The organism is Paenibacillus sp. PvP094 (assembly GCF_040546835.1).
GTDB classification, from domain to species: Bacteria; Bacillota; Bacilli; order Paenibacillales; family Paenibacillaceae; genus Paenibacillus; species Paenibacillus illinoisensis.
On record NZ_JBEPOM010000001.1, the window covers coordinates 1997271 to 2018347 of the forward strand.

Genomic DNA, 21077 nt, shown 5'->3' on the forward strand with positions numbered 1-21077 from the left:
CGGTTCTCACTTTCTTGTGCGGCGAAGCTCTACCGTTACGCCCTCAAAATGAATATCAAACGGTGGATGCGGCTTCGTCACCTTAACTGTCAATGCATTGATAATAGTATAAGTGTCCAGTAACGAAGATGCAATATGTTCGCCCAAAGCTTCAATTAACTGGAATGATTTGTTTTCCACAATATGTTTCACAAGCTCATGAATTTCGGCATAATTAACGGTCTTGGTCAGATCATCTGTACGCCCAGCTTCCCCAAGATCCATATCCAATTCCAGATCTATGTAGTAGCGCTGTCCGAGCTTCCGCTCTTCTGCAAAAACACCATGATATCCGTAATATTCCATCCGATGCAGTACCATTCTATCCATAGGATTCGCCCGCCTTCTATAATATTGAGATTGTGTGTTACTACTCGTTCGTTACCTCGTGCAAAACGCTGCGCTCCTAGAGCGGGTCAATTGGACCCGCCAGGTTATTTCCTCCGCAGACCCGGAGAGGCATACAACATGGCATCACACATGTCTGCCGTCCGCCGAATCGGCTTCACATCATGAACCCGAACCATCTGGCAGCCTTGGGCGATGCCGAATGCAACCGTTGCTGCTGTCCCTTCTACTGCGTCATTCGCCTGCACTTGAAGAGTGTTCTGAATGAATCGCTTGCGTGAAGTAGCCAGCAGAACCGGATACCCCATCTCGTTAAGAAGCCCAAGGGAGGACATCAGAGTCAGATTCTCCGTAATATCCTTCACGAAGCCAATACCAGGGTCGAGAATAATCTGATCCGGTTGCACTCCGGCGTTCAAGGCAATTTGGATGCTTTCCTGCAAATCTTGAACCACATCATCCAGATAACTTGTGTAATCCCGCTCGGGTCTATTGTGCATTAAAATGATTGGACATCCCAGATCTGCAGCCGTGCGGGCCATATCCGGGTCTGCCTTGGCTCCCCATACATCATTAATGATGTGAGCACCGGCTAGGATAGCCTGCCTTGCAACTTCCGCCTTATAGGTATCCACGGATATCGGAATATGCGGTGCCTGAAGCTTCAATGCTTCGATCACAGGTATGATTCGGCTGAGTTCTTCCTCGGCACTGACGGTCTCCGACCCTGGGCGTGTCGATTCGCCTCCGATATCAATCAGATCTGCTCCATCCTCCATCATCTGTATCGCATGGGCAACTGCCAGGTCTACCTGATTGTAGCGTCCGCCATCGGAGAAGGAATCCGGCGTAACGTTAAGGATACCCATGATCTGTGTCCGTGTACCAAGCTTGAGTTCAGCTGGCCCCCATGAATAGTTCCGTTCGTAAATAACTGGTGTGAGTGTCATGAAGTATACCCCGCTTTCTGACGGTACATACCCAGAAGTGCTGCTGTAACCGGGCCGATATGTCCGTTACTGATTATCGTTTCGTTTCCGTTCTGTCCTCGTAAAGTCGTAACCGGCACAAGCTCTGCTACCGATCCTGTCAGGAATATCTCATCTGCTTCCTGCAGCTCATTCCAGGTGTACAAGCCCTCGGTGCTGGCTAATCCCATATCAGCTGCAAGTTCCAGAACTGCTGCCCGAGTGATGCCTGGCAAAATCCCCGTCTCGGTGGATGGTGTATGGAGAACACCTTGCCTCACCCAGAATACATTGCTGACAATGCCTTCAGCCACATGACCTTCCCGGGTCAGCTGCAGGCCTTCTGCCCCTTGAGCAGGCTTACCGTATCCATTCAATTCCCGTTTGGCCAGGATGCTGTTCATGTAGTGCAGTGATTTGAGCCGTATAGTACCTTCAGGTGTGTTGCGAACCGTCGATAAGCACTGAAGCATTTTGCCCTTCTCGTATAAGAATGGAGAGGGCTCAGGCAATGCTTTTGCAAATACAATATGATTGGGGCGTTCATAATCCCCGGAGGGCAATCCTAGCGCGGCTTCACCTGCTGAAACCGTGTATCGTACGTACGCATCTCGAAGCCCGTTTGCCTGCAGCAGACGATCGATCCAGTCCTTCAGTTCCTCAACTGTCGTAGTAAATGGGATTCCAAGCTCCGCACAACCTGCAGCCATTCGTTCCAGATGTCGATCCAGCAGGAAGGGGACGCCTTGATAAGTCCGAAAAGTCTCGAACAAGCCCAGTCCGTACAAAAAGCCGTGATCCGTTACCGGAACCACGGCTGCCGCCATATGAACCACATTTCCGTTTATCGCGGCGTACTGCATTCCTATACCTTCACCTTCTGGGACAGAAAGTTACGCAGCATCTGATGCCCATGATCTGTAATGATCGATTCAGGATGGAACTGAACGCCCTCAATGGCAAACTCCTTATGGCGCAGTCCCATAATTTCACCTTCTGCCGTCTCGGCTGTGATCTCCAGGCAATCCGGCAAACTGCTGCGCTCTACAATAAGGGAGTGATAGCGGGTTGCCGTAAACGGGGAAGGCAGTCCGGCAAAGACAGACGTTCCATGATGATGCATTTCTGAGGTTTTGCCATGCATCATGCGATCTGCACGAATAACGTTGCCTCCAAAAGCCTGTCCAATGGCTTGGTGTCCCAGACAAACGCCAAAGATCGGAATACTACCCTTGAAATGATCGATAACAGCCAGACTGATGCCTGCTTCATTCGGGGTACAAGGTCCAGGAGAGATCAAAATATGATCAGGTGCCAATGCCTCAATGCCTGCCAAGTCAATCTCATCATTCCGGCGAACCTCCACCGTCTCTCCCAGCTCACCCAGATATTGAACCAGGTTATATGTGAAGGAGTCGTAATTGTCGATAACCAGTATCATATTCTTGTTCCTCCTCTTCTTCCGTCATGTAATGACGGTTGCTTCGATTAGTTTAGTTTGACTGCTTCCGCTTGCTCACTGTAGTTCACGGCCCTCATCATGGCTCTCGCCTTATTCCGGCACTCCTTGTATTCCCGATACGGGTCGGAGTCAATAACAATGCCTGCGCCCGCTTGAACATAGCCCACTTCATCCTTGATGGCAAGTGTTCGGATAACGATGTTCAGCTCCATATTCCCACTGTAGTCCATCCACCCGATGGATCCTGTATAGGGACCTCTCCGCACAGGCTCAAGTTCCTCAATAATTTCCATTGTCCGTACTTTGGGAGCGCCAGTAATCGTTCCACCAGGGAAGGTGGCTGCAATGACATCGAAAACGGATAAACCCTCCGCAAGCCTCCCCTCGACTTGAGAAACCAGATGCATAACATGCGAATACTTCTCGATGGTCATCAGTTCGGGCACATGGACTGACCCATAGGCTGCAATGCGCCCAATGTCATTGCGCTCCAGATCAACCAGCATAATATGCTCCGCCCGTTCCTTCTCACTGTTCAACAGCTCAGCGGCCATAGCTTCATCCTCGGCTACATCACGACCTCTTCTCCGGGTGCCCGCAATTGGTCGTGCACTTACCTTGCCGTTATCCACTTTGACAAGAAGCTCCGGTGAACCACTCACCAGTTGAAAGTCCGGACTGCGAAGCATTCCCATATACGGCGATGGGTTCACAAGACGCAGCCATTCGTATATATGCTCGGCAGTGGATTGGATTTGCTTTTCCTGCCGCAGCGAAAGGTTTACTTGGAACACATCACCCTGCCGGATATATTCCTGTACGGTGCGTACAGCCTGTTCGAAATCTTGTTGGGGAAATGATGTCTGCCATCCTTCCGTTTCCCTGTCCGCCTCTTCCTGCTTCTGCGCCAGATGCATGTGCCTGCTGCGATGCTCCAATGCCTGCTGCTGCTCCTCTGCCTGAGCATAGCCCACAATATGCAGCCACCGCTGCCGCATGGCTTCAGCTCGCTCTTCAGCTTCTGCATACAAGACTTGAAGGTGTGCCTCGTCCGGTTCAGCTCTTAGCGGCAGATGGACCATACAATACAGTGCCTCTTGTTCGTGGTCATAGGCCCAAAGCTCTTCAAAACGCATCCACCAGTAGTCAGGCAAAGCGGGATTGTCTTCAGCGAGCGTTGGCAGCTTCTCCAGTGATCTGGCTACGTCATAGCTGAGGTAACCTGCACTCCCCCCACCAAAATCAGGAGCCTCACTCACTTTAGGAGCACTGTACGGAGCTGACCACCTTTTTAACACGTCCAGCGGCTTACCCGTATCTGTGGACGCCAATCCATTTTTCAGATCATAGATGACCGCTTCATGTCCCTTGCCTGAAATAACGGATACCGGGTGCAATCCCAGAAATGTATATCTTCCGCCCTTCCCGTTCTCCAGCACCATGGAATAGGGCGAAGCCTGGTGCCAAGCTGCTTCCCATGTTAACGGTAAACCGCCATGAACCGGTCCCTCATCCGACTTGATCATGTACGGCATCATGGTCCATCCTTGTCTGGCCCACTCTGTCCAGTCGGCGTATGTTGTCATCAGGTGTGTCATTGCGGTTAGCCGCCCTCCATCTGTCGCTAGTTCTATTGTCTGATAGTATACTAAAGCGCCGCATCTTTTAAAAGCATTCAGCAAAAAATCCCCCATACCCAGCATGTGGGTACGGAGGATTGATATCATTTTGCTTACGATTAAGCTTCGAAGTTGTATAGTGGTGTGCTGAGGTAACGCTCTCCGTTACTTGGCACGATAACAACAACACGTTTGCCTGCACCCAGCTGTTTGGCTACTTGCAGACCTGCACGAATCGCTGCACCGGAAGAAATACCGGACAGAATGCCTTCTTCCTTCGCAACTTGACGAGCCGTTTCGAACGCATCATCATTCTCAATGTGAATGATCTCGTCATAGATTTCCTGATCCAGAATCTCAGGAATGAAGTTCGCCCCGATTCCTTGAATTTTGTGAGGACCCGGCTTGCCACCTGCCAAAATTGGAGACGCAGCTGGCTCTACAGCAACGATTTTAATTGAAGGGAAGGCTTCTTTCAATACTTCGCCTGTACCTGTAATTGTTCCGCCAGTACCAATCCCTGCAACAAAGGCATCCAATGTACCACCAACCGATTGAATCGCTTCTACGATCTCCGGACCTGTAGTTTCACGGTGAATTTTTACGTTTGCTTTATTTTTAAATTGCTCAGCCATGAAGTACGATGGGTTTTCCTTAAGCAATTCTTCTGCTTTTTTGACAGCACCGTTCATTCCCTCGGATCCTGGCGTGAGCACCAGCTCAGAACCATAGGCACGAAGCAAGTTACGACGCTCCAAGCTCATCGTTTCAGGCATAACAATGACAGACTTGTAGCCTTTGGCTGCAGCTACCATTGCAAGACCGATTCCTGTGTTACCGCTAGTTGCTTCAATGATGGTATCACCTGGTTTCAGCTTGCCTTCTTTTTCCGCTTCTTCTACGATGCTGATCGCAATACGGTCCTTAACGCTCGAACCTGGATTCTGATACTCGAGTTTCACGAATACTTCAGCACTGCCTTCAGGTACGATACGGTTGAGACGAACAAGCGGAGTACCTCCGATGAGTTCTGTTACGTTATTAACAACTTTAGCCATATGAATGCCCTCCTTAGTGGGATGAATAATACTTAAGTCCTGTTGCTTGTATTGTGCGGCCGGAGCAGCCTCTTGATGTTATAGAAGAACTGCGGAAATCCCTTACTCCATCTGGCCCAAATGCCTATCCATGGAATGGACATGAGGTTTCCGAAGGTTTCTTAGGGTTAAATATTGCTTTTAATCCGAGTAAACGAGTAGGTATTTATTATTTTTATCTTATCAACGTTGCACGCCATTGTCAATATGAGTACTCAAAAAAATACTCTGTCCTGGGCCCTAAGCCTGTAGACAGAGTATTTTTATCACGGTGTAGCATTTCAAACAACCCATCCATTAATCGGTAAAAATCAGGAAGCAGGAATTTCGGCGATAATCACGGCTTCATATTTGTTGCGCAGCCTCTCTTCCACCTGGGGAAGTGGATCAGCCTGGCTCAGAGCCAGCTGCATCCGGATATCTTCGCGCACCTCTTCTGCGGATTGAACCTGGGCATCCTGCTTATCGTTTAATTTGATAATGGCATATCCATCTTCGACCTGTACTGGCCCAGCAATATCACCAACATCCAATTGTTCAGCCAGATCCATAACGTCTTCCGGCTGAAACGGATCATTCTGTTCAATCCAGCCAAGCCGCCCTCCAGCGTCACGGGTGAAGCTGTCTGTTGATTCAGCTTTTGCCATATCTTCGAAGTCTGCACCCTGCTCCAAATCATCCAGTAACGAATCGGCTTGCTCTTCGTTTTCCACCATAATCATGGACAGATCGTATTTCTCGGGAGAGATGAAGTCCTCGCGATGCTCGTCCCAATAATGCTCAATGTCTGCATCCTTGACCTGAATGCCGCTCGTTGCGATTTTCTCCAACAAAAGCCGATAACCCGCTTCCAGCTCAAGCTCTTGTCTCGTCAGGCCAAGCTGGGACTTCATCTCGTCAAAGTATGCCTGCTCCGAATCATAGCCATCCATCGCAACAGACAGTTCCTTCGCTATTTCCTCCGGGGTGACTGTCAGATCCCGATCAACTGCCTCCGCATAAACCGCTTTGCGGTTTAGCATCTGAAGCAGCATATCGCTCCCATAACGCCGTTTCAGCGCATCGGTCCATTCCTTGTCCGTAATGACCTCTCCGTTGATTGTGGCAATGGCGCTTCCTTCCTCCTGACCTGTTTCATGAGATGCATCTGCATCATCCCTACCGGGTCTGATACCCTGAACCACCATTACCGTCCCCATCACCAGCATGCCGAGCGTCAGGACAATTACAGCCGTCCACAGCCCTTTTTCCTGTCTCGTCATTCCGCGTCCCGTCCCCGCTTATATCAGTTCTTGGCTTGCTCTAGAATGGTCTCGAGTTGTTCTTTATTGAAATCATAAGCTTCATTGCAGAACTGGCACACCACTTCTGCTTTGCCTTCTTCTTCGATCAGCTGTTCCATTTCGTGCTGACCCAGACTGATCAATGTTTTTTCGACCCGTTCCCGGGAACATTCACAGCGGAAATGAATGTCCATTCCATCCATAACCTGTACATCCGGCAGTACACGCTTCAGCAATTCTTCCAGTTCAAGCCCTTGCTCGAGCAGTGTTGTTACAGCAGGCAACGTGCTGATCGCATTTTCAATTACGGTGATTTCATCGTCGGCCAGCCCTGGCAGCAGCTGTATAATGAATCCGCCAGAAACAATGACCGAATTGTCGGTATCTACAAGTACGCCAACGCCTACAGCAGAAGGTGTCTGCTCCGATTTGGCAAAATAGTATGTGAAGTCTTCGCCCAGCTCTCCCGAAACAATCGGTACACTGCCACGATAAGGTTCCTTCAGGCCAAGGTCCTTTGTTACGTTCACGAAGCCTTCGGTGCCCACAACTCCTCTAACGTCAAGCTTACCCAAACTGTTGCTTGGTAAATGCACATGCGGATTCGTCACATAACCACGAACTTCCCCTTTGGCATTCGCATCGGCAACAATCTGTCCAATGGGACCGTCTCCCTTAACCTGAATGGTCAGCTTCTCTTCACCTTTAAGCATTGCACCCATGATGGCTGCAGTGGTTACCGTACGCCCCATGGCAGCTGTAGCCGTGGGAAACGTATCATGTCTTCTGCGCAATTCCTCAACCAACTCTGTTGTTTGGACAGCAAAGGCTCTAACCCGTCCTTCCATTGCTGTACCGCGAATCAAGCGGTCCTGTTTGTTGTTTTCCAAGTCATTCAGCCTCCTTTGGCGTATACTATAGTATCTCTGATACACGATATATAAATTGAATGTGATATTCGTTCAACTTATAAACCCGTTCAATTTACAGAAAAAACGGCACAATACGTAAGACTGTAAAATCAGCCCGCTGCATGCCGTCTCTTTCCTTACCTTTCCCGGTTCCGCTCATAAATGATACGCAGCCCTTCCAGCGTAAGCAGCGGATCAACTTCCTCGATGCTGCGTGTTTCCTCTGCAATCAGCGGTGCAAGTCCCCCGGTTGCAATAACTTTGGGCTGTACACCCATCTCTGTACGAATGCGATCAACAATTCCGTCGACCTGTCCAGCATAGCCATATATGATACCAGCCTGCATGGCATGCACCGTATTGCGTCCTATAACCTTCTTGGGCTTCTCCAACTCGATGCGAGGCAGCTTGGATGCCCGCTCATAGAGCGCTTCAGTGGCAATATGAATGCCCGGTACGATCGCTCCCCCAAGGTAGTTGCCCTTCTCATCAATGCAGTCGAAGGTCGTCGCAGTACCAAAATCAACAACCACAAGTGGACCACCGTATTTCTCAACGGCTGCCACTGCATTCACAATGCGATCTGCGCCTACCTCACGCGGGTTCTCGTACCTTAGGTTTAGGCCCGTTTTGATGCCAGGTCCCACAACCATTGGCTTTTTGCCAACATATTTTTCACACATCGTTTCCATCACATGCACAAGCGGAGGAACCACCGATGAGATGATGACTCCTTCAATGTCGCGTGTGGATATATCCGACATATGAAATAAATTATAAATCAATACGCCGTATTCATCCACTGTGGACTGACGGGATGTGCTCAGACGAAAATGGTGGAGCAACGACCGGCCTTGATACACGCCGAGTACAATATTACTGTTGCCCACGTCTACAACAAGAATCAAAGAGGTTCACCCCTCTTTCTTTTCGTTTAAATCTAAGCTGATATCAAGGCTCTCGAAAGAATAGGTTAACCTTCCAACCGAAATTACATCCACACCACTCTCGGCAATTCCACGGATGGTATCCAGAGAGACATTGCCTGATGCCTCCACCTTCACATGCGGAGCCTGTTTACGAATAACCGTAACAGCCTCACGCATCTGATCCGGATGCATATTGTCCAGCATAATGATATCCGCACCTGCCTGCAAGGCTTCATTCACCTGTGTCAGATTCTCAGTCTCCACCTCAATAGTCATCGTATGAGGAATGACATCTCTTGCCCGCTTCACGGCTTCTTTGATGCCGCCTGCCCCTTTAATGTGGTTATCCTTAATCATAACCGCATCGTACAATCCGAATCGGTGATTCGCCCCTCCACCGATCCGTACTGCATATTTCTCAAGCATGCGGTGTCCAGGGGTTGTTTTACGTGTATCCACCAATCGCGTAGAGAGGCCCTCTAATGCATCAACATATGAACGTGTGCGCGTTGCAATCCCCGACATGCGCTGCAGCAAGTTTAGCGCCAGACGCTCACCTGTAAGCAGACTGTGGGTGCTTCCTTCCACTTCTGCCAGCGTTGTTCCCCGAGTAACCTCATCTCCATCTTGAACCATCGGTCTAAATACGAGCGATGGGTCTACTACCTGAAATACCAGTTCAGCTACCGATATACCTGCGATGAACCCGTGGTCTTTGGCGTGAATAACTGCCTTGGATTGATGGCCTGCCGGAATCGTCACACTCGTAGTGACATCCCCTGCCCCCACATCCTCTCGAAGCCAGTTTTTGATGGATTGGATGAGTCCTTCATTATATCCGTTCAGTATCATGACATCAATTCCTCCACAATCGCTTGTTCTCTTTGCTGCAAACTATGCTTCTGCCAAGCCGCATCATCACGAAGCGGGAAATCCTCACGGTAATGTGCTCCCCGACTCTCCTGACGATGTAATGCTCCACTGGTGACCAGCCAGGCACAGGTCAACAGGTTGGCGTATTCCATCTCTTCCTTGTGTGTCAGCAAATAATTGAAGATGTCCATTTCACTCTCCAGTTTATCCAAGGCTCCCTGTAAGCCGGCACCGTTACGTCTCAGACCCACCTGACGGACCATCATCTTCTGCAAACTCAAACGCCGTTCCGAAATCGGCTGTTGCTCTTCCCATGTTCTATTCCCGACACTATGCGGCGGCAATTGGGAAACAATTTGTATTGAATTTAGCGGTGGCAGTGTTTGAATGCGTTCAACAATTCTGTGCCCAAATACAATGGCTTCAGACAATGAGTTACTCGCCAGACGATTGGCTCCGTGGACTCCCGTTGAGGAAACTTCACCACAAGCAAACAACCTTCCAATGCTGCTCTCCCCGTTCAAATCCGTTTTGACGCCGCCCATCATATAGTGTGCTGCAGGAGCAACCGGAATCCAGTCTGTGGTCATATCCAGTCCGTACCGCATACATGTCTCATATATGGTAGGGAATCGGTGCTTGATTAACTCAGCCGATTCATGAGTAATATCCAGATACACGAATGTACTGTTCGTCATCTCCATCTCACTAACAATCGCTCGTGCAACAATATCGCGCGGAGCGAGTTCAAGCTGTGGATGATAACGTTCCATAAAACGCTCACCTTTGATATTTCGCAGAAACGCGCCTTCGCCCCGTACCGCTTCAGAAACCAAGAAGCGCGGAGCACCCGGATAACATAGGGATGTCGGATGGAATTGAATGAACTCCATATCGCGAATGACTGCACCTGCACGATATGCCATGGCAACACCGTCAGCTGTGGCAACCTCCGGGTTGGTTGTATAGCGGTACAATTGCCCCGCCCCACCGGAGCAGAGCACCGTAGCACGCGCTTTTACAAACACCTTGGTACCGTCAGACTTCTGAACCAATGCCCCTACACATTCTCCGTGATCCGTGATCAAGTCAATGACAAAATGCTCATCCCAGACTTCAATACCTGAATGTGCACTTGCCTGTGCTGCAAGAGCCCTCACGATCTCGTATCCAGTCGCATCACCATTTGCATGCAAAATACGGCGGTGACTGTGCGCACCCTCCTGCGTCAACGCCAGCTCGCCGTTCTCCACATCAAACAATGTGCCCAGACGGATTAGTTCCTGTACTCCATCCGGGCCTTCGTTTACCAATGCTTCCACTGCCTCGCGGCGACACAGGCCCGCTCCAGCCACAAGTGTATCCTGCAGATGGTACGCAGGGGAATCATCTTCAGCGATTACCGCAGCGATGCCACCTTGTGCATAGCGGGTATTGCTCTCCAGTAACGACTTCTTTGTAATCATCAATACCTGATTATGTTTGCTTGCCCTGATGGCTGTATATAATCCGGCAATGCCAGAACCAATAACTAGTACATCCGTCTCCACAATGGGCAGCTGGGACAGATCAAAATCCACTATATATTGCGGTATCATCCTATTCACCTGTCTCGGAGCAAGAGTAGCGCATGCTACTTCACCAGTAACATGCGCTCTAGCGATTCTCTGGCTTTGTCGGCAACGGCCGGTGGTACGTAAATTTCCGGCTTCATCGTTTCCAGGCATTTTACCAGTTTCTTCAGGTTGTTGACCTTCATGTTTGGACACACCAGGAACTTGGTGGCAAAATGAAACTGTTTATCCGGGCTATCCAGTCGCAGCTGGTATCCTGTACCATCTTCCGTTCCTACGATAAATTCCTTGGCAGAAGAATTTTTACAATATTCAAGAATGGCTGTCGTGCTGCCTACAAAGTCTCCCATCTCCACGACTTCGGGACGACATTCCGGGTGTACGACAAACTCGGCATTTGGGTATTTGGCTCTCATCTCGACGACGTCTTTTACAGTCAGCATATCGTGAGTGTTGCAATACCCTTCCCAGATAATCATTTTTTTGTCTGTGTGCTGCTGAACATAATGTCCGAGGTTTTTATCCGGCACCCAGATAATCTCATCAGAATCAACAGATTGAATAACCCGGACTGCATTGGCCGATGTACAACAGATGTCGGTCTCCGCCTTAATCTCAGCCGAGGAATTGATATACGTCACTACTTTTGCATTGGGATGCTGCGCTTTCAGTTTACGCAGGCCCTCAACATTGACCATGTCTGCCATGGGGCATCCAGCACGTTCATCCGGAATAATAACCGTCTTGTTCGGGGCCAAAATCTTAGCGCTTTCACCCATAAAATGAACCCCGCAGAATACAATGACATCCGCATCCGTTTGTGCGGCTTTCTGTGCCAATAGAAATGAATCCCCACGAAAATCGGCTACTTCCTGTACTTCGTCACGTTGGTAATAATGAGCAAGAATAATAGCATTACGTTCCTTCTTCAACTCCATCAGCCGCGCTCGCAGCTCCCGGTTCATCTCAGCCTTGCGCTCTAAAGCCAGAGCTTCCACCTGTGATCCTCTCCTTTGACGGACAGCGCCATGCGCCGTTTCCTGTGACTATCTGCGTCGATATTTTCGCTTGAGAAACGAATCACAAGCGGTTTAACACCTAATGTACACAACGTTCACGACTCTGTCAATAAATGAAAAGGGCACAGAACAACACCCTAATCAACCGTTTCCTGCGTAGTTCGCGCTCTAGCTCGCAGTTATCATTATCTCTGCAATTTGAACAAAACGCACAAAAAAAGAGAGCCTCTCGGCTCTCTTTGATCTGTTCTCAGAACAGGTTCTGTTAGACATTAAGACGTTGGCTTCGTACCACCATCATCTGGATCATTACTGTTGCCTTTATCCAGATTCGGAGCATCGTTAGGGATATCTCCGGCAGGTGGTTCAGGTGTTTCGTCTTTGCCTTGAATGCGAACACGCACATCACCGATGTTATCGACGATTGGTTCTCCGCCTTCACTTGGCGTACCTTCGTTATCATTATCGCTCTCCGGTTTTGGAGTCAAGGAACCTGTCTCGATCAATTGTTTGATCTGATCCATTTCCAGAGTCTCCACTTCAAGCAACGTTTGAGCGATCAAATGCATTTCTTTGGAATGTTTTACGAGCAAGTCCTTACATTTCTCGTAACATTCATTGATAAAGCGCTGCATTTCCTGATCGATCTCATAAGCGATGGAATCCGAGTAATTCTGTTCATGGCCGATATCCCGTCCAAGGAATACCTGTCCTTGTGAACTTCCGAATTGCATAGGTCCCAATTTCTCACTCATACCGTACTCCATAACCATGCTGCGAACAATACCTGTCGCTTGCTGGAAGTCACTGTATGCACCGGTACCAATTTCACCAATGAACAATTCTTCTGCCACACGGCCCCCGAGGAGCCCTGTAACTTTGTCCAAGAGCTCTTGCTTGGTAACCAGCATACGGTCTTCTTTTGGCAACATGATTACATATCCACCCGCACGTCCGCGCGGAATGATGGTCACTTTATGTACCATATCGGCATGTTCCAGGAAGTATCCTACAATGGTATGGCCTGCTTCGTGATAAGCAACGATTCGTTTCTCGCGATCACTGATGACACGGCTTTTCTTCTCCGTACCTACGATGACACGGTCGATCGCCTCGTCTACCTCACGCATGGAAATATCTCTTCTGTTACGGCGTGCCGCAAGCAATGCCGCTTCATTCAGGAGATTCTCAAGATCCGCACCAGAGAAGCCTGTTGTACGCTTCGCAATAATGTCCAGTTTCACATCTTTTGTGAGTGGTTTGTTACGGGAGTGTACTTTCAGTACCGCTTCACGACCTTTTACATCAGGGCGGTCAACCGTAATTTGACGGTCAAAACGTCCCGGACGCAGCAAGGCAGGGTCCAGAATATCTGCACGGTTCGTTGCAGCCACGATGATAATACCCTCGTTGGCTCCGAATCCGTCCATTTCAACGAGCAACTGGTTGAGCGTTTGTTCACGTTCATCGTGACCACCGCCAAGGCCAGCTCCACGCTGACGACCTACAGCATCAATCTCGTCAATAAAGATGATACATGGGGCGTTTTTCTTTGCATTTTCGAACAAGTCACGTACACGGGATGCACCGACACCGACAAACATTTCGACGAAGTCAGAACCCGAGATACTGAAGAACGGCACACCCGCTTCACCTGCAACGGCACGAGCAAGCAACGTTTTACCAGTACCCGGAGGCCCCACGAGCAATACGCCCTTAGGAATCCGTGCACCTACAGCTGCGAATTTGCGAGGATCTTTGAGGAAGTCAACGACCTCAACAAGCTCCTGCTTCTCTTCGTCCGCACCTGCGACGTCTTCAAATGTAACCCGCTTCTTCTCTTCGTTATAGAGACGGGCACGGCTTTTACCAAAGTTCATTACTTTACCGCCGCCGCCTTGTGCCTGATTAAACAGGAAGAAGAACAGCAGGAACATAATGATCAAAGGAATAAAGGATGTCAGAAGTGTCAGCCAGATGCTGTCACCTCTCATTGGCTCCTGATTTAACTTGAAATTATTAGCTTCACTTGCCGCAACAAGCTCACTAATCGCTTCATCCGTAGGAGGAATGTACGTTGAGAAATTTTCTGATTTGGCTTCGCTAGGCTTCTCTCTATATTGACCGGTCACAAGAAAAGACTGACCGTCGAATTGAACCGTCAATTCCGAGATGTTGTTCGCCTTAACCGCCGTGCGCAACTGATCATATCTAGGATTATCTGTGGCTTCGCCGCCATTGCTGACGAACTGCACTATGCCCACCACGACTAAAAAAAGAATCAAATAAAAACCAGAATTCCGGATGAACCGATTCATCCCCTACCTCCTCTCGAGACACTTTAATTATTTTAACATAGCCCGACATGGCTTCTCAACAGAAGGCACGAGCAGAACTGGGCTTGGAACTAGCATGCTTATTAACTGCTGTATACTTCCGGTTTCAAAATCCCGATGTAAGGGAGATTTCGGTACTTCTCGGCATAATCCAAACCATATCCGACGATGAATGCGTCAGGAATGTCAAAGCCGGTGTAATGAGCTTCAAGCTCAACCTTACGGCCTGAAGGTTTGTCAAAAAGCGTAACCACGCGCACCGTTTCGGCACCGCGATTTTGAAGCAGTTCAATTAAGTAACTGAGCGTAAGTCCACTATCGATAATATCTTCGACAATGAGAACCTCACGGCCTTCAACCGAGACGTCGAGATCCTTGATGATCTTAACAACGCCTGACGATTTGGTGGATGCTCCATAACTTGATACTGCCATGAAATCCATTTCAACAGGTACCGTTATGTTTTTAACCAAATCAGCCATAAATATAAACGCACCCTTGAGCACACAAATGACCAAAGGATTGCGACCTGCATATTCGGCACTTAGTGTTGCGCCTAATTCCTTGACTTTACTTTGAATTTCTTCTTCACTGATCAATACTTCCTGAATGTCGTTCTGCAACTGTGCGAACCTCCTAAGTTATACTATGAAAGCCTTACCTGAACCATAACCACTACCCCTGAATCGCTGAATTGCCTACAGTCATGTACAGGATGGCGGAAGTATCCTCCTTCACCGGTGCAATATTCGACCGGCGAACACCCGGCAACCAGACAATGTTGCCTGCTCCGTCGCAAACCACGGGAATACGCGGACGGACAGAGGGGGGGATTTTTTCATCGATGAAAATATTTTTCACCTTTTTGCTTCCGTTTAATCCCATGACTTTCATGGTATCTCCAGGTAACCGTGAACGCACAACCAGCGGCATGAGCAGTTGATCCGCATCAAATGCGGCCTGATCAGCCGTTTCCGGTACAAGATAGTCCTCGGGACTCATAGGAACGATCCGAAGATATCGGTCAATCTCCCTGAGTGAAAGCTCATAAGGTCCGTTCCATTGCACGAGACGATACTCGAAAGATTGATCCTGTACGTCTGTCCGTAAGCCAAAGGAAACCAGATCATACTCCCGGGTACAAACGAGTGTCTGTCCTAAATCTAGGCTCCAGGTCTTCGCATAAGGCTCTATCACCTTGCGGCGAATGGTTTCGATACGGGTAAAGTCGACAAAATCACTGTCCAAAGGCAGATAATTCAATATTAGTTTAATCAACCTTCGTTGTAAAGCGACATGTAACTTCAAAAAGGAAGGCACCTCAAAGGTTTGCCTTCCGCCGTTCACCTGCACTAGACACCTGTATGCGTCATATGCACCTTGCTCCATGAAATCGTCTTCATCGCCCACAATTTCGGCAAGCCGATTCAAAGACGGCGTGAGCTGTCCATTATATTGCCCCAAATAAGGAAGCACATCCAAGCGAATGGCATTGCGCCGATATTTACGCTGGGAATTGCTTTCATCATTAAAGTACAGAAATCCCTGAGTATTACAAGCTTCTACAAGGTCTGTCTTGTTTATACGAAGACATGGACGAATAAGTTCCACATTTTTTTCACGGCGTTTAAACTTCATTCCGGACAGTCCGGTTAACCCGCTGCCACGTAATAAATGAAGCATAACGGTCTCTGCCTGATCATCCGCATGATGTGCCAGAGCAATGCTTGCTGCACCATATTTATCAGCTACCTCATGCAGAAATGTATACCGCCTATCGCGTGCTGCTTCCTGTGATCCCTTCCCTGTAAGCTTCATATAGGAAGGAATATCGGCCTTCACCCATTCAAAAGGAATATTCAGCTGTGCTGCCATTTTCCCGACCATTTCGGCTTCTTCATCGGATTCTGCGCGGAATCCGTGATGTACATGAGCACAGACCAGTTCCAGCGGAACATGTCTCGTACTGATCTCATGCATAATATGCAAAAAAGCCACCGAGTCCGGTCCGCCCGATACTGCGACGATGATCCGATCCCCGGGAACCCATAACTGATGCTCTTCCGCTGCCTCCAGCACATGATTCACCAGCTCGTTCCAGCGTAAAGCCTCCATACCTGTTCCTCATTCCTTGCGTTATGTATATGCACCTGTAAAAATTAAAAACGCAGTGCATAGATGAGTACCCCAATAAGTAATATAACGGATACAGCGAATGCATTTTTCAGCCAGCGTGGTGTAGTGCTTGATGAACGCCGGCGAAGATGTGTTGGCCGGGCCATCATGTCTTTCCAGGCCTTGGCTGCATGTCCGGCATCCCGGAACTGTCCCCGAAGGGCCTGAATCGTCCAGTTACGAAACGGTCGCAGCCTTTCGCTCCGCTCCACCAGGGCCGTGAGCTGATTGACACTCCGCAGTTGTGGCAATCCTTCGGCAGCCAGCGCCTTGAGTGCTTCACCCTCCAATACATGAATCAGTAACAGGGCAAAAGCAAAAACATCGTAGGTGCCATCTGCTGTTCGGCTTCCGCCATTCCAGAAGCCCCTGTCATACCATTCGGTAAACTGTTTCACACTTCGTCCAATCGACGTTACTCCACCATAATCAATGAGCTCCACTTGACCAAAATCGGATACCAGTACGTTCTGAGGCTTAAGATCACCAAACACCCATCCCGCCTGATGTAATTGTGCCAGCTTCTGCAAGAGTCTAAGCCCAACCAGCAGTGTCCAGTCCGTCCCTTGACGCCTGATGAAGTGGTGAAGAGCTTCACCCCGAACATAACGCATCACATAAAAGGGAATGTCCCGTCCCTGAATGGCATAATCGTCCACATCCTTGAGATAGGAAGGAATACCACTCTGCTTCAGGGCCTCATGATTACGCTGTAGCTGAAACGATTTGAGCACATTGATCTCTGATTGCAGATCGAACGGATCAAATCCCATCTTAAGTGCATAGTGCTTGCCATTCTCACCCCGCTGGACAAGAAAAACGATGCCGTTGGCGCCTTTGCCCAGCAGCTTGCGAATCGTATAACGGCTGCGATTCCATTTTCCCGTAATTACTGTTCCTGGCGGGAAAGAGGCATCAGACAACGTTGTCACCGAGCATCCCTTCTCTTTCAATGCGATAGTTCCCTTCTATTTCCTGCTGTCCCTCCAGTGTACCATAACGGTAAAAATCAATCACCTTCTGAATCGCAGGACCTGTCGGGGTCGCACCTTTCATCTGCAGACGTCCAAACAGCGAACGGACACTGCCCAGATCCGATGTCCAGTTGATATCCATCACAGCCTCTTCTCCACTATGGCGACCCGGGAAATGAAATACCGAGAGCTTGCTCTGCCCTACACGCGACTGCAAGCTCAACATCAAATCCCGGATTCCTTCTTCAACCGCAGCGAGCTTCGGCTTCATGCTTGCACTTACATCGATCAACAGGATTACCTGAAGAGGGGCTGTTTCAGCCAGATTATCTATTACTTCTACCACCTGAGCACGCTGTGCAGGTTCAAGGTCTGTTACGGTTTTGGACACCTTCTCTCCCAAAATTTGTGTTAACTCTCTATTAACCGCCTGCTGAATGGTCTGAACCACCGTTTTCCTTGTCATCATCTGCATCGTATGGGCAAGCTGCCTTGTGCCGACAATTTGGCTGATCCCCCCTCCGGCTTTTGCAATATCCTCAATCTCCCGGCTACCCAGTTCACCAATGGTCCCATAATCGATCACACCAACTACATTGACCGTGATTCCCTCTTCACGGGCTTCCGCTGCTGCCAGTACCGGACTTGTACCTACATTAGAACAACCGTCGGTGATCAACAAGATCTGCTTCATCCGAAATCCCTCCGTTTTTCGTTACTCTCCAATTCTATGACTAGCATTGCCAGAATGAAGAGACTTCAAACAGAGAACGATGCAATTAACTTACTGTACGGGGACGCTCCATCCGGTTAATACCCGGTACTCGCAATGTGGCCCATTCCGGACGGTAGTGCTCTACTTTTCCTACAACGACAGTCATATCATCCAAAATCTCATGCTGCTGATATCGAATCACGCTCTCTAGCAGGCAGTCCGCTACCTCCTGCGGATCGTCACTATCAATCTCCTGAATGAGACGTTTCATCCATAGCTCTTTGTTGACGGCATACCCTGGGGCATCATAAATTCCATCCGTCATCATAATCAATATGTCGCCCGGTTGAAGCTGTACAGTGACCAGATCCACTTCGATATCTTTAATAATGCCAATGGGCAGGTTGCTGGCCGATACCTGAATAACCTCCTGTCCGCGTTTAATAAAGCTCGGAGTTGAGCCGATTTTCATAAATGTGGTCTCTGCCGTATATTCATCGATTAGAGCCATGTCCACCGTCGCATACATCTCTTCAGGTGAGCGCAGCATCAGCACAGAGTTCACGGACTTGATCGCCAGCTTCTCATCCATGCCTGATTGAAGCAACTGTTCCAAAATATTTAACGCGGCACTGCTCTCCATGCGCGCACGTTCCCCGTTGCCCATACCATCACTGAGTGCCACCGCAAAGGTACCATTCCCCAGTTCAACCGTGCTGAAGCTGTCCCCGGATAACAAATCTCCCCCTTTGGCAGCCGCAGCTACCCCTGTAGTCACCTCATAGGTTTTGGCTGATCCAAAGGTAACGGTTGCCAGACCCTGACGCGGATCCGTCATCGTCTCATGAAGAACAGCAATATGCTCGTCCAGAACATCCGAAATCAGCGGTGCGATCATCTTCCGGCATTCATCAAATCCCCTCGTGTAGGCATGAACAATCTCGATTTCCACATTGCCTGCTTCCAGATTGATAATCTCAATCGAATGAATGGACAGGCCCAGCGACTCCAGCGCATCCCGAATCTGTTCCTCCTGCTGTACCATCTCCTCACTTTCCCGTTGGATTTCTCTGGCCAGGTCCTCCATCACCTGGGATACTCCGGATAATTGCTCGGCAACCAGCTGTCGGCTGTCCACAATCTGACGCTTCCACTGCATATTATGCTGGTAGAGCCCATACTGGGCACGCATAACCTCGAGCACCTCCTCCGGTTTGGCACATACCCTGTTCCACTCCACAGGAATTTGTTTGCCCGACATCTCCGGGTTTGCCTCAATGGAACTCATCACATCCGTCATGTATTTATAGGTTTGAATAAACTTTGCATCCCAGCACTGTGCACGTTTGAAGCACCCTGCACACGTTCCCTCTGCTACCGCATTCATGAAATGCTCCATGCCGCCTTCGTTCTGTACCGGTTCCCCCGTACCGGACATCTGATCGAAGCTGCGGGAAAGCTGGCGGAATACCTGTGAGAAGCGGGTCACCCGTTCTGCCGTGATATCCCGAATTCGCTTCGCATATTCATGCTGCGATTTGGTATGATCCTGTGTACCTGGCACATATTTGGATATGGCCGCCATCATGCTTTTAGGTGTAAGCATGAAAAGAACAATGGCTGCGCACGTCTCCCATAAGGAGTTCATCACGTCACCTGGACCGCCCAGATAAATGGATAGAATGGATGAGCCGAGCAGCATCCCCAGTGCAACGCCTGCACGTTTGCCCTCTCTAAGCATACCCGCCAGCATCCCGGCAAAAGCGAGCAAACTCATTTGGTATACGGCGGACATGTCAGCGAGACTCAAAATCAGCCCCGTAATGACCCCGACGGATGCCCCAAGGGGGGCTCCGCCCACCAGCGCGAAGATCAGAATTAAATAACGAGAGAGCATATGCTCCACGGAAAGGGACTGAATGGTCCAGCCCACCGCGCCTGTCATAACGGAGGCCAGCAATATGATCAGGCAGAGGATCTCCTCGCTCTTTAGGTTGAATTTCTTTTTGCGGTACGTAAAAATCGGTATGGCTTGTATAAAAACCAGGGTAAGCACGAAGCTGAGTACGGAGTCCATCGTGAGCATTAACATGGCGTACCAGCTGAAAGACGGCCCAATGACGACTGCGAATAACTTGACCATAAAAGTAGTCGTAAACACCATTGTTGGTGCATAAGATAATTCAGCACGGTCATAAGACTCCAGCCCTCTGAACAAGAGATAGAAGATCGCCATCTCAGACGCAACGATAAGTGGAACCGGAAACGGAGCAAACAGACTCCCCGCCAGCAAAGCGGCCCCAACGGGAATAATGTAATCCCTTCGCATGAAGGCAATCACCGCGAAGTAGGCAATTGCAAAGGGCGATAGTTCATTCAGGATCATGGCCTTCCCTAATAAAAATCCCATAAATGTAAGGAGCAGCACCCATTTGCGTGCAGCAACGAACTGGACAGCCTTGCGGGAGGTAATCCACTGTTTGAGACGTACGGACAGCTCCTCCCGAGCTTCTGTACTCCCTTTACCAGCTTTCATTCCCGGAAATTGAATGACATTCCACTTTTCCATCATCCCAAGGCACCCCATTCGATTATTTGTTTTCGTGTTTCATTCTCGATGGTTCTGATTATAGATAGATTAGAAGACGTAGTTTGTCACAATAGGTGGACAGGGTTCAAAAAGTTTACGACAAAAGAAACAAGCCTGGCGCGGAGGAGCGAAACCCCCGGCCTTATTGTCATTCCATCCTTTACA

The 21077-nt window shown here is 49.2% G+C and carries 18 protein-coding genes; all 18 read right to left on the reverse strand.

The window, feature by feature from the left end:
* Window positions 1-6: 6 nt before the first annotated feature.
* Window positions 7-369, reverse strand: a complete 363-nt coding sequence (gene folB / locus ABIC22_RS09360; protein WP_095362233.1) for a dihydroneopterin aldolase — start codon at window positions 367-369, stop codon at window positions 7-9.
* Between the two features lie 104 nt (window positions 370-473).
* Window positions 474-1337 (reverse strand): dihydropteroate synthase, encoded by an 864-nt coding sequence (gene folP, locus ABIC22_RS09365; protein WP_354480354.1) that lies wholly within the window; start codon window positions 1335-1337, stop codon window positions 474-476.
* Window positions 1334-2218, reverse strand: coding sequence for an aminotransferase class IV (locus tag ABIC22_RS09370; protein ID WP_354480356.1), 885 nt, complete (start codon window positions 2216-2218; stop codon window positions 1334-1336). The genes folP and ABIC22_RS09370 overlap by 4 nt, the downstream gene beginning before the upstream one ends.
* Before the next feature lie 2 nt (window positions 2219-2220).
* Window positions 2221-2796: an aminodeoxychorismate/anthranilate synthase component II gene (gene pabA / locus ABIC22_RS09375; RefSeq protein ID WP_095293379.1), complete on the reverse strand. Its 576-nt coding sequence runs from the start codon at window positions 2794-2796 to the stop codon at window positions 2221-2223.
* Between the two features lie 47 nt (window positions 2797-2843).
* Window positions 2844-4415 carry an anthranilate synthase component I family protein gene (locus tag ABIC22_RS09380; protein WP_354480359.1) on the reverse strand — a complete coding sequence of 524 codons (1572 nt, stop codon included), beginning with the start codon at window positions 4413-4415 and terminating at the stop codon, window positions 2844-2846.
* A gap of 140 nt (window positions 4416-4555) precedes the next feature.
* Window positions 4556-5494: a cysteine synthase A gene (gene cysK, locus ABIC22_RS09385; RefSeq protein ID WP_127540883.1), complete on the reverse strand. Its 939-nt coding sequence runs from the start codon at window positions 5492-5494 to the stop codon at window positions 4556-4558.
* 350 nt (window positions 5495-5844) lie between these two features.
* Window positions 5845-6795 carry a peptidyl-prolyl cis-trans isomerase gene (locus ABIC22_RS09390; RefSeq protein WP_153976441.1) on the reverse strand — a complete coding sequence of 317 codons (951 nt, stop codon included), beginning with the start codon at window positions 6793-6795 and terminating at the stop codon, window positions 5845-5847.
* A 23-nt stretch (window positions 6796-6818) separates the two neighbouring features.
* Window positions 6819-7706 (reverse strand): Hsp33 family molecular chaperone HslO, encoded by an 888-nt coding sequence (gene hslO / locus ABIC22_RS09395; protein ID WP_354480363.1) that lies wholly within the window; start codon window positions 7704-7706, stop codon window positions 6819-6821.
* Between the two features lie 158 nt (window positions 7707-7864).
* Window positions 7865-8635, reverse strand: a complete 771-nt coding sequence (locus ABIC22_RS09400) for a type III pantothenate kinase (protein ID WP_095293374.1) — start codon at window positions 8633-8635, stop codon at window positions 7865-7867.
* A gap of 6 nt (window positions 8636-8641) precedes the next feature.
* Window positions 8642-9508: a carboxylating nicotinate-nucleotide diphosphorylase gene (nadC, locus tag ABIC22_RS09405; RefSeq protein WP_354480366.1), complete on the reverse strand. Its 867-nt coding sequence runs from the start codon at window positions 9506-9508 to the stop codon at window positions 8642-8644.
* Complete coding sequence (gene nadB, locus ABIC22_RS09410; protein WP_354480368.1) at window positions 9505-11127, reverse strand: L-aspartate oxidase; 1623 nt, start codon at window positions 11125-11127, stop codon at window positions 9505-9507. Before nadB ends, nadC begins: the two co-directional genes overlap by 4 nt.
* A gap of 35 nt (window positions 11128-11162) precedes the next feature.
* Entirely contained in the window at window positions 11163-12101 is a 939-nt protein-coding gene (gene nadA, locus ABIC22_RS09415) for a quinolinate synthase NadA (protein WP_095362242.1), read from the reverse strand.
* Between the two features lie 293 nt (window positions 12102-12394).
* Window positions 12395-14440 carry an ATP-dependent zinc metalloprotease FtsH gene (gene ftsH, locus ABIC22_RS09420; RefSeq protein ID WP_127540874.1) on the reverse strand — a complete coding sequence of 682 codons (2046 nt, stop codon included), beginning with the start codon at window positions 14438-14440 and terminating at the stop codon, window positions 12395-12397.
* Window positions 14441-14541: 101 nt separating this feature from the next.
* The gene (gene hpt / locus ABIC22_RS09425) at window positions 14542-15081 is read right to left on the reverse strand and encodes a hypoxanthine phosphoribosyltransferase (RefSeq protein WP_127540872.1); all 540 of its coding nucleotides are present in this window, start codon (window positions 15079-15081) and stop codon (window positions 14542-14544) included.
* 52 nt (window positions 15082-15133) lie between these two features.
* Window positions 15134-16573, reverse strand: coding sequence for a tRNA lysidine(34) synthetase TilS (gene tilS, locus ABIC22_RS09430; protein WP_354480373.1), 1440 nt, complete (start codon window positions 16571-16573; stop codon window positions 15134-15136).
* Between the two features lie 44 nt (window positions 16574-16617).
* Entirely contained in the window at window positions 16618-17565 is a 948-nt protein-coding gene (locus ABIC22_RS09435) for a serine/threonine protein kinase (RefSeq protein ID WP_127540868.1), read from the reverse strand.
* Window positions 17549-18301, reverse strand: a complete 753-nt coding sequence (locus ABIC22_RS09440; RefSeq protein WP_095293366.1) for a vWA domain-containing protein — start codon at window positions 18299-18301, stop codon at window positions 17549-17551. Before ABIC22_RS09440 ends, ABIC22_RS09435 begins: the two co-directional genes overlap by 17 nt.
* Before the next feature lie 85 nt (window positions 18302-18386).
* Window positions 18387-20894 (reverse strand): stage II sporulation protein E, encoded by a 2508-nt coding sequence (spoIIE, locus tag ABIC22_RS09445; RefSeq protein WP_170948307.1) that lies wholly within the window; start codon window positions 20892-20894, stop codon window positions 18387-18389.
* Between the last annotated feature and the right edge of the window lie 183 nt (window positions 20895-21077).

Coding starts and splice junctions, on each gene's coding strand:
- folB (WP_095362233.1), bottom strand. CDS start 369: ATGGATAGAATGGTACTGCATCGGATGGAATATTACGGATATCATGGT.
- folP (WP_354480354.1), bottom strand. CDS start 1,337: ATGACACTCACACCAGTTATTTACGAACGGAACTATTCATGGGGGCCA.
- ABIC22_RS09370 (WP_354480356.1), bottom strand. CDS start 2,218: ATGCAGTACGCCGCGATAAACGGAAATGTGGTTCATATGGCGGCAGCC.
- pabA (WP_095293379.1), bottom strand. CDS start 2,796: ATGATACTGGTTATCGACAATTACGACTCCTTCACATATAACCTGGTT.
- ABIC22_RS09380 (WP_354480359.1), bottom strand. CDS start 4,415: ATGACACACCTGATGACAACATACGCCGACTGGACAGAGTGGGCCAGA.
- cysK (WP_127540883.1), bottom strand. CDS start 5,494: ATGGCTAAAGTTGTTAATAACGTAACAGAACTCATCGGAGGTACTCCG.
- ABIC22_RS09390 (WP_153976441.1), bottom strand. CDS start 6,795: ATGACGAGACAGGAAAAAGGGCTGTGGACGGCTGTAATTGTCCTGACG.
- nadC (WP_354480366.1), bottom strand. CDS start 9,508: ATGATACTGAACGGATATAATGAAGGACTCATCCAATCCATCAAAAAC.
- nadB (WP_354480368.1), bottom strand. CDS start 11,127: ATGATACCGCAATATATAGTGGATTTTGATCTGTCCCAGCTGCCCATT.
- ftsH (WP_127540874.1), bottom strand. CDS start 14,440: ATGAATCGGTTCATCCGGAATTCTGGTTTTTATTTGATTCTTTTTTTA.
- tilS (WP_354480373.1), bottom strand. CDS start 16,573: ATGGAGGCTTTACGCTGGAACGAGCTGGTGAATCATGTGCTGGAGGCA.
- ABIC22_RS09440 (WP_095293366.1), bottom strand. CDS start 18,301: ATGAAGCAGATCTTGTTGATCACCGACGGTTGTTCTAATGTAGGTACA.
- spoIIE (WP_170948307.1), bottom strand. CDS start 20,894: ATGATGGAAAAGTGGAATGTCATTCAATTTCCGGGAATGAAAGCTGGT.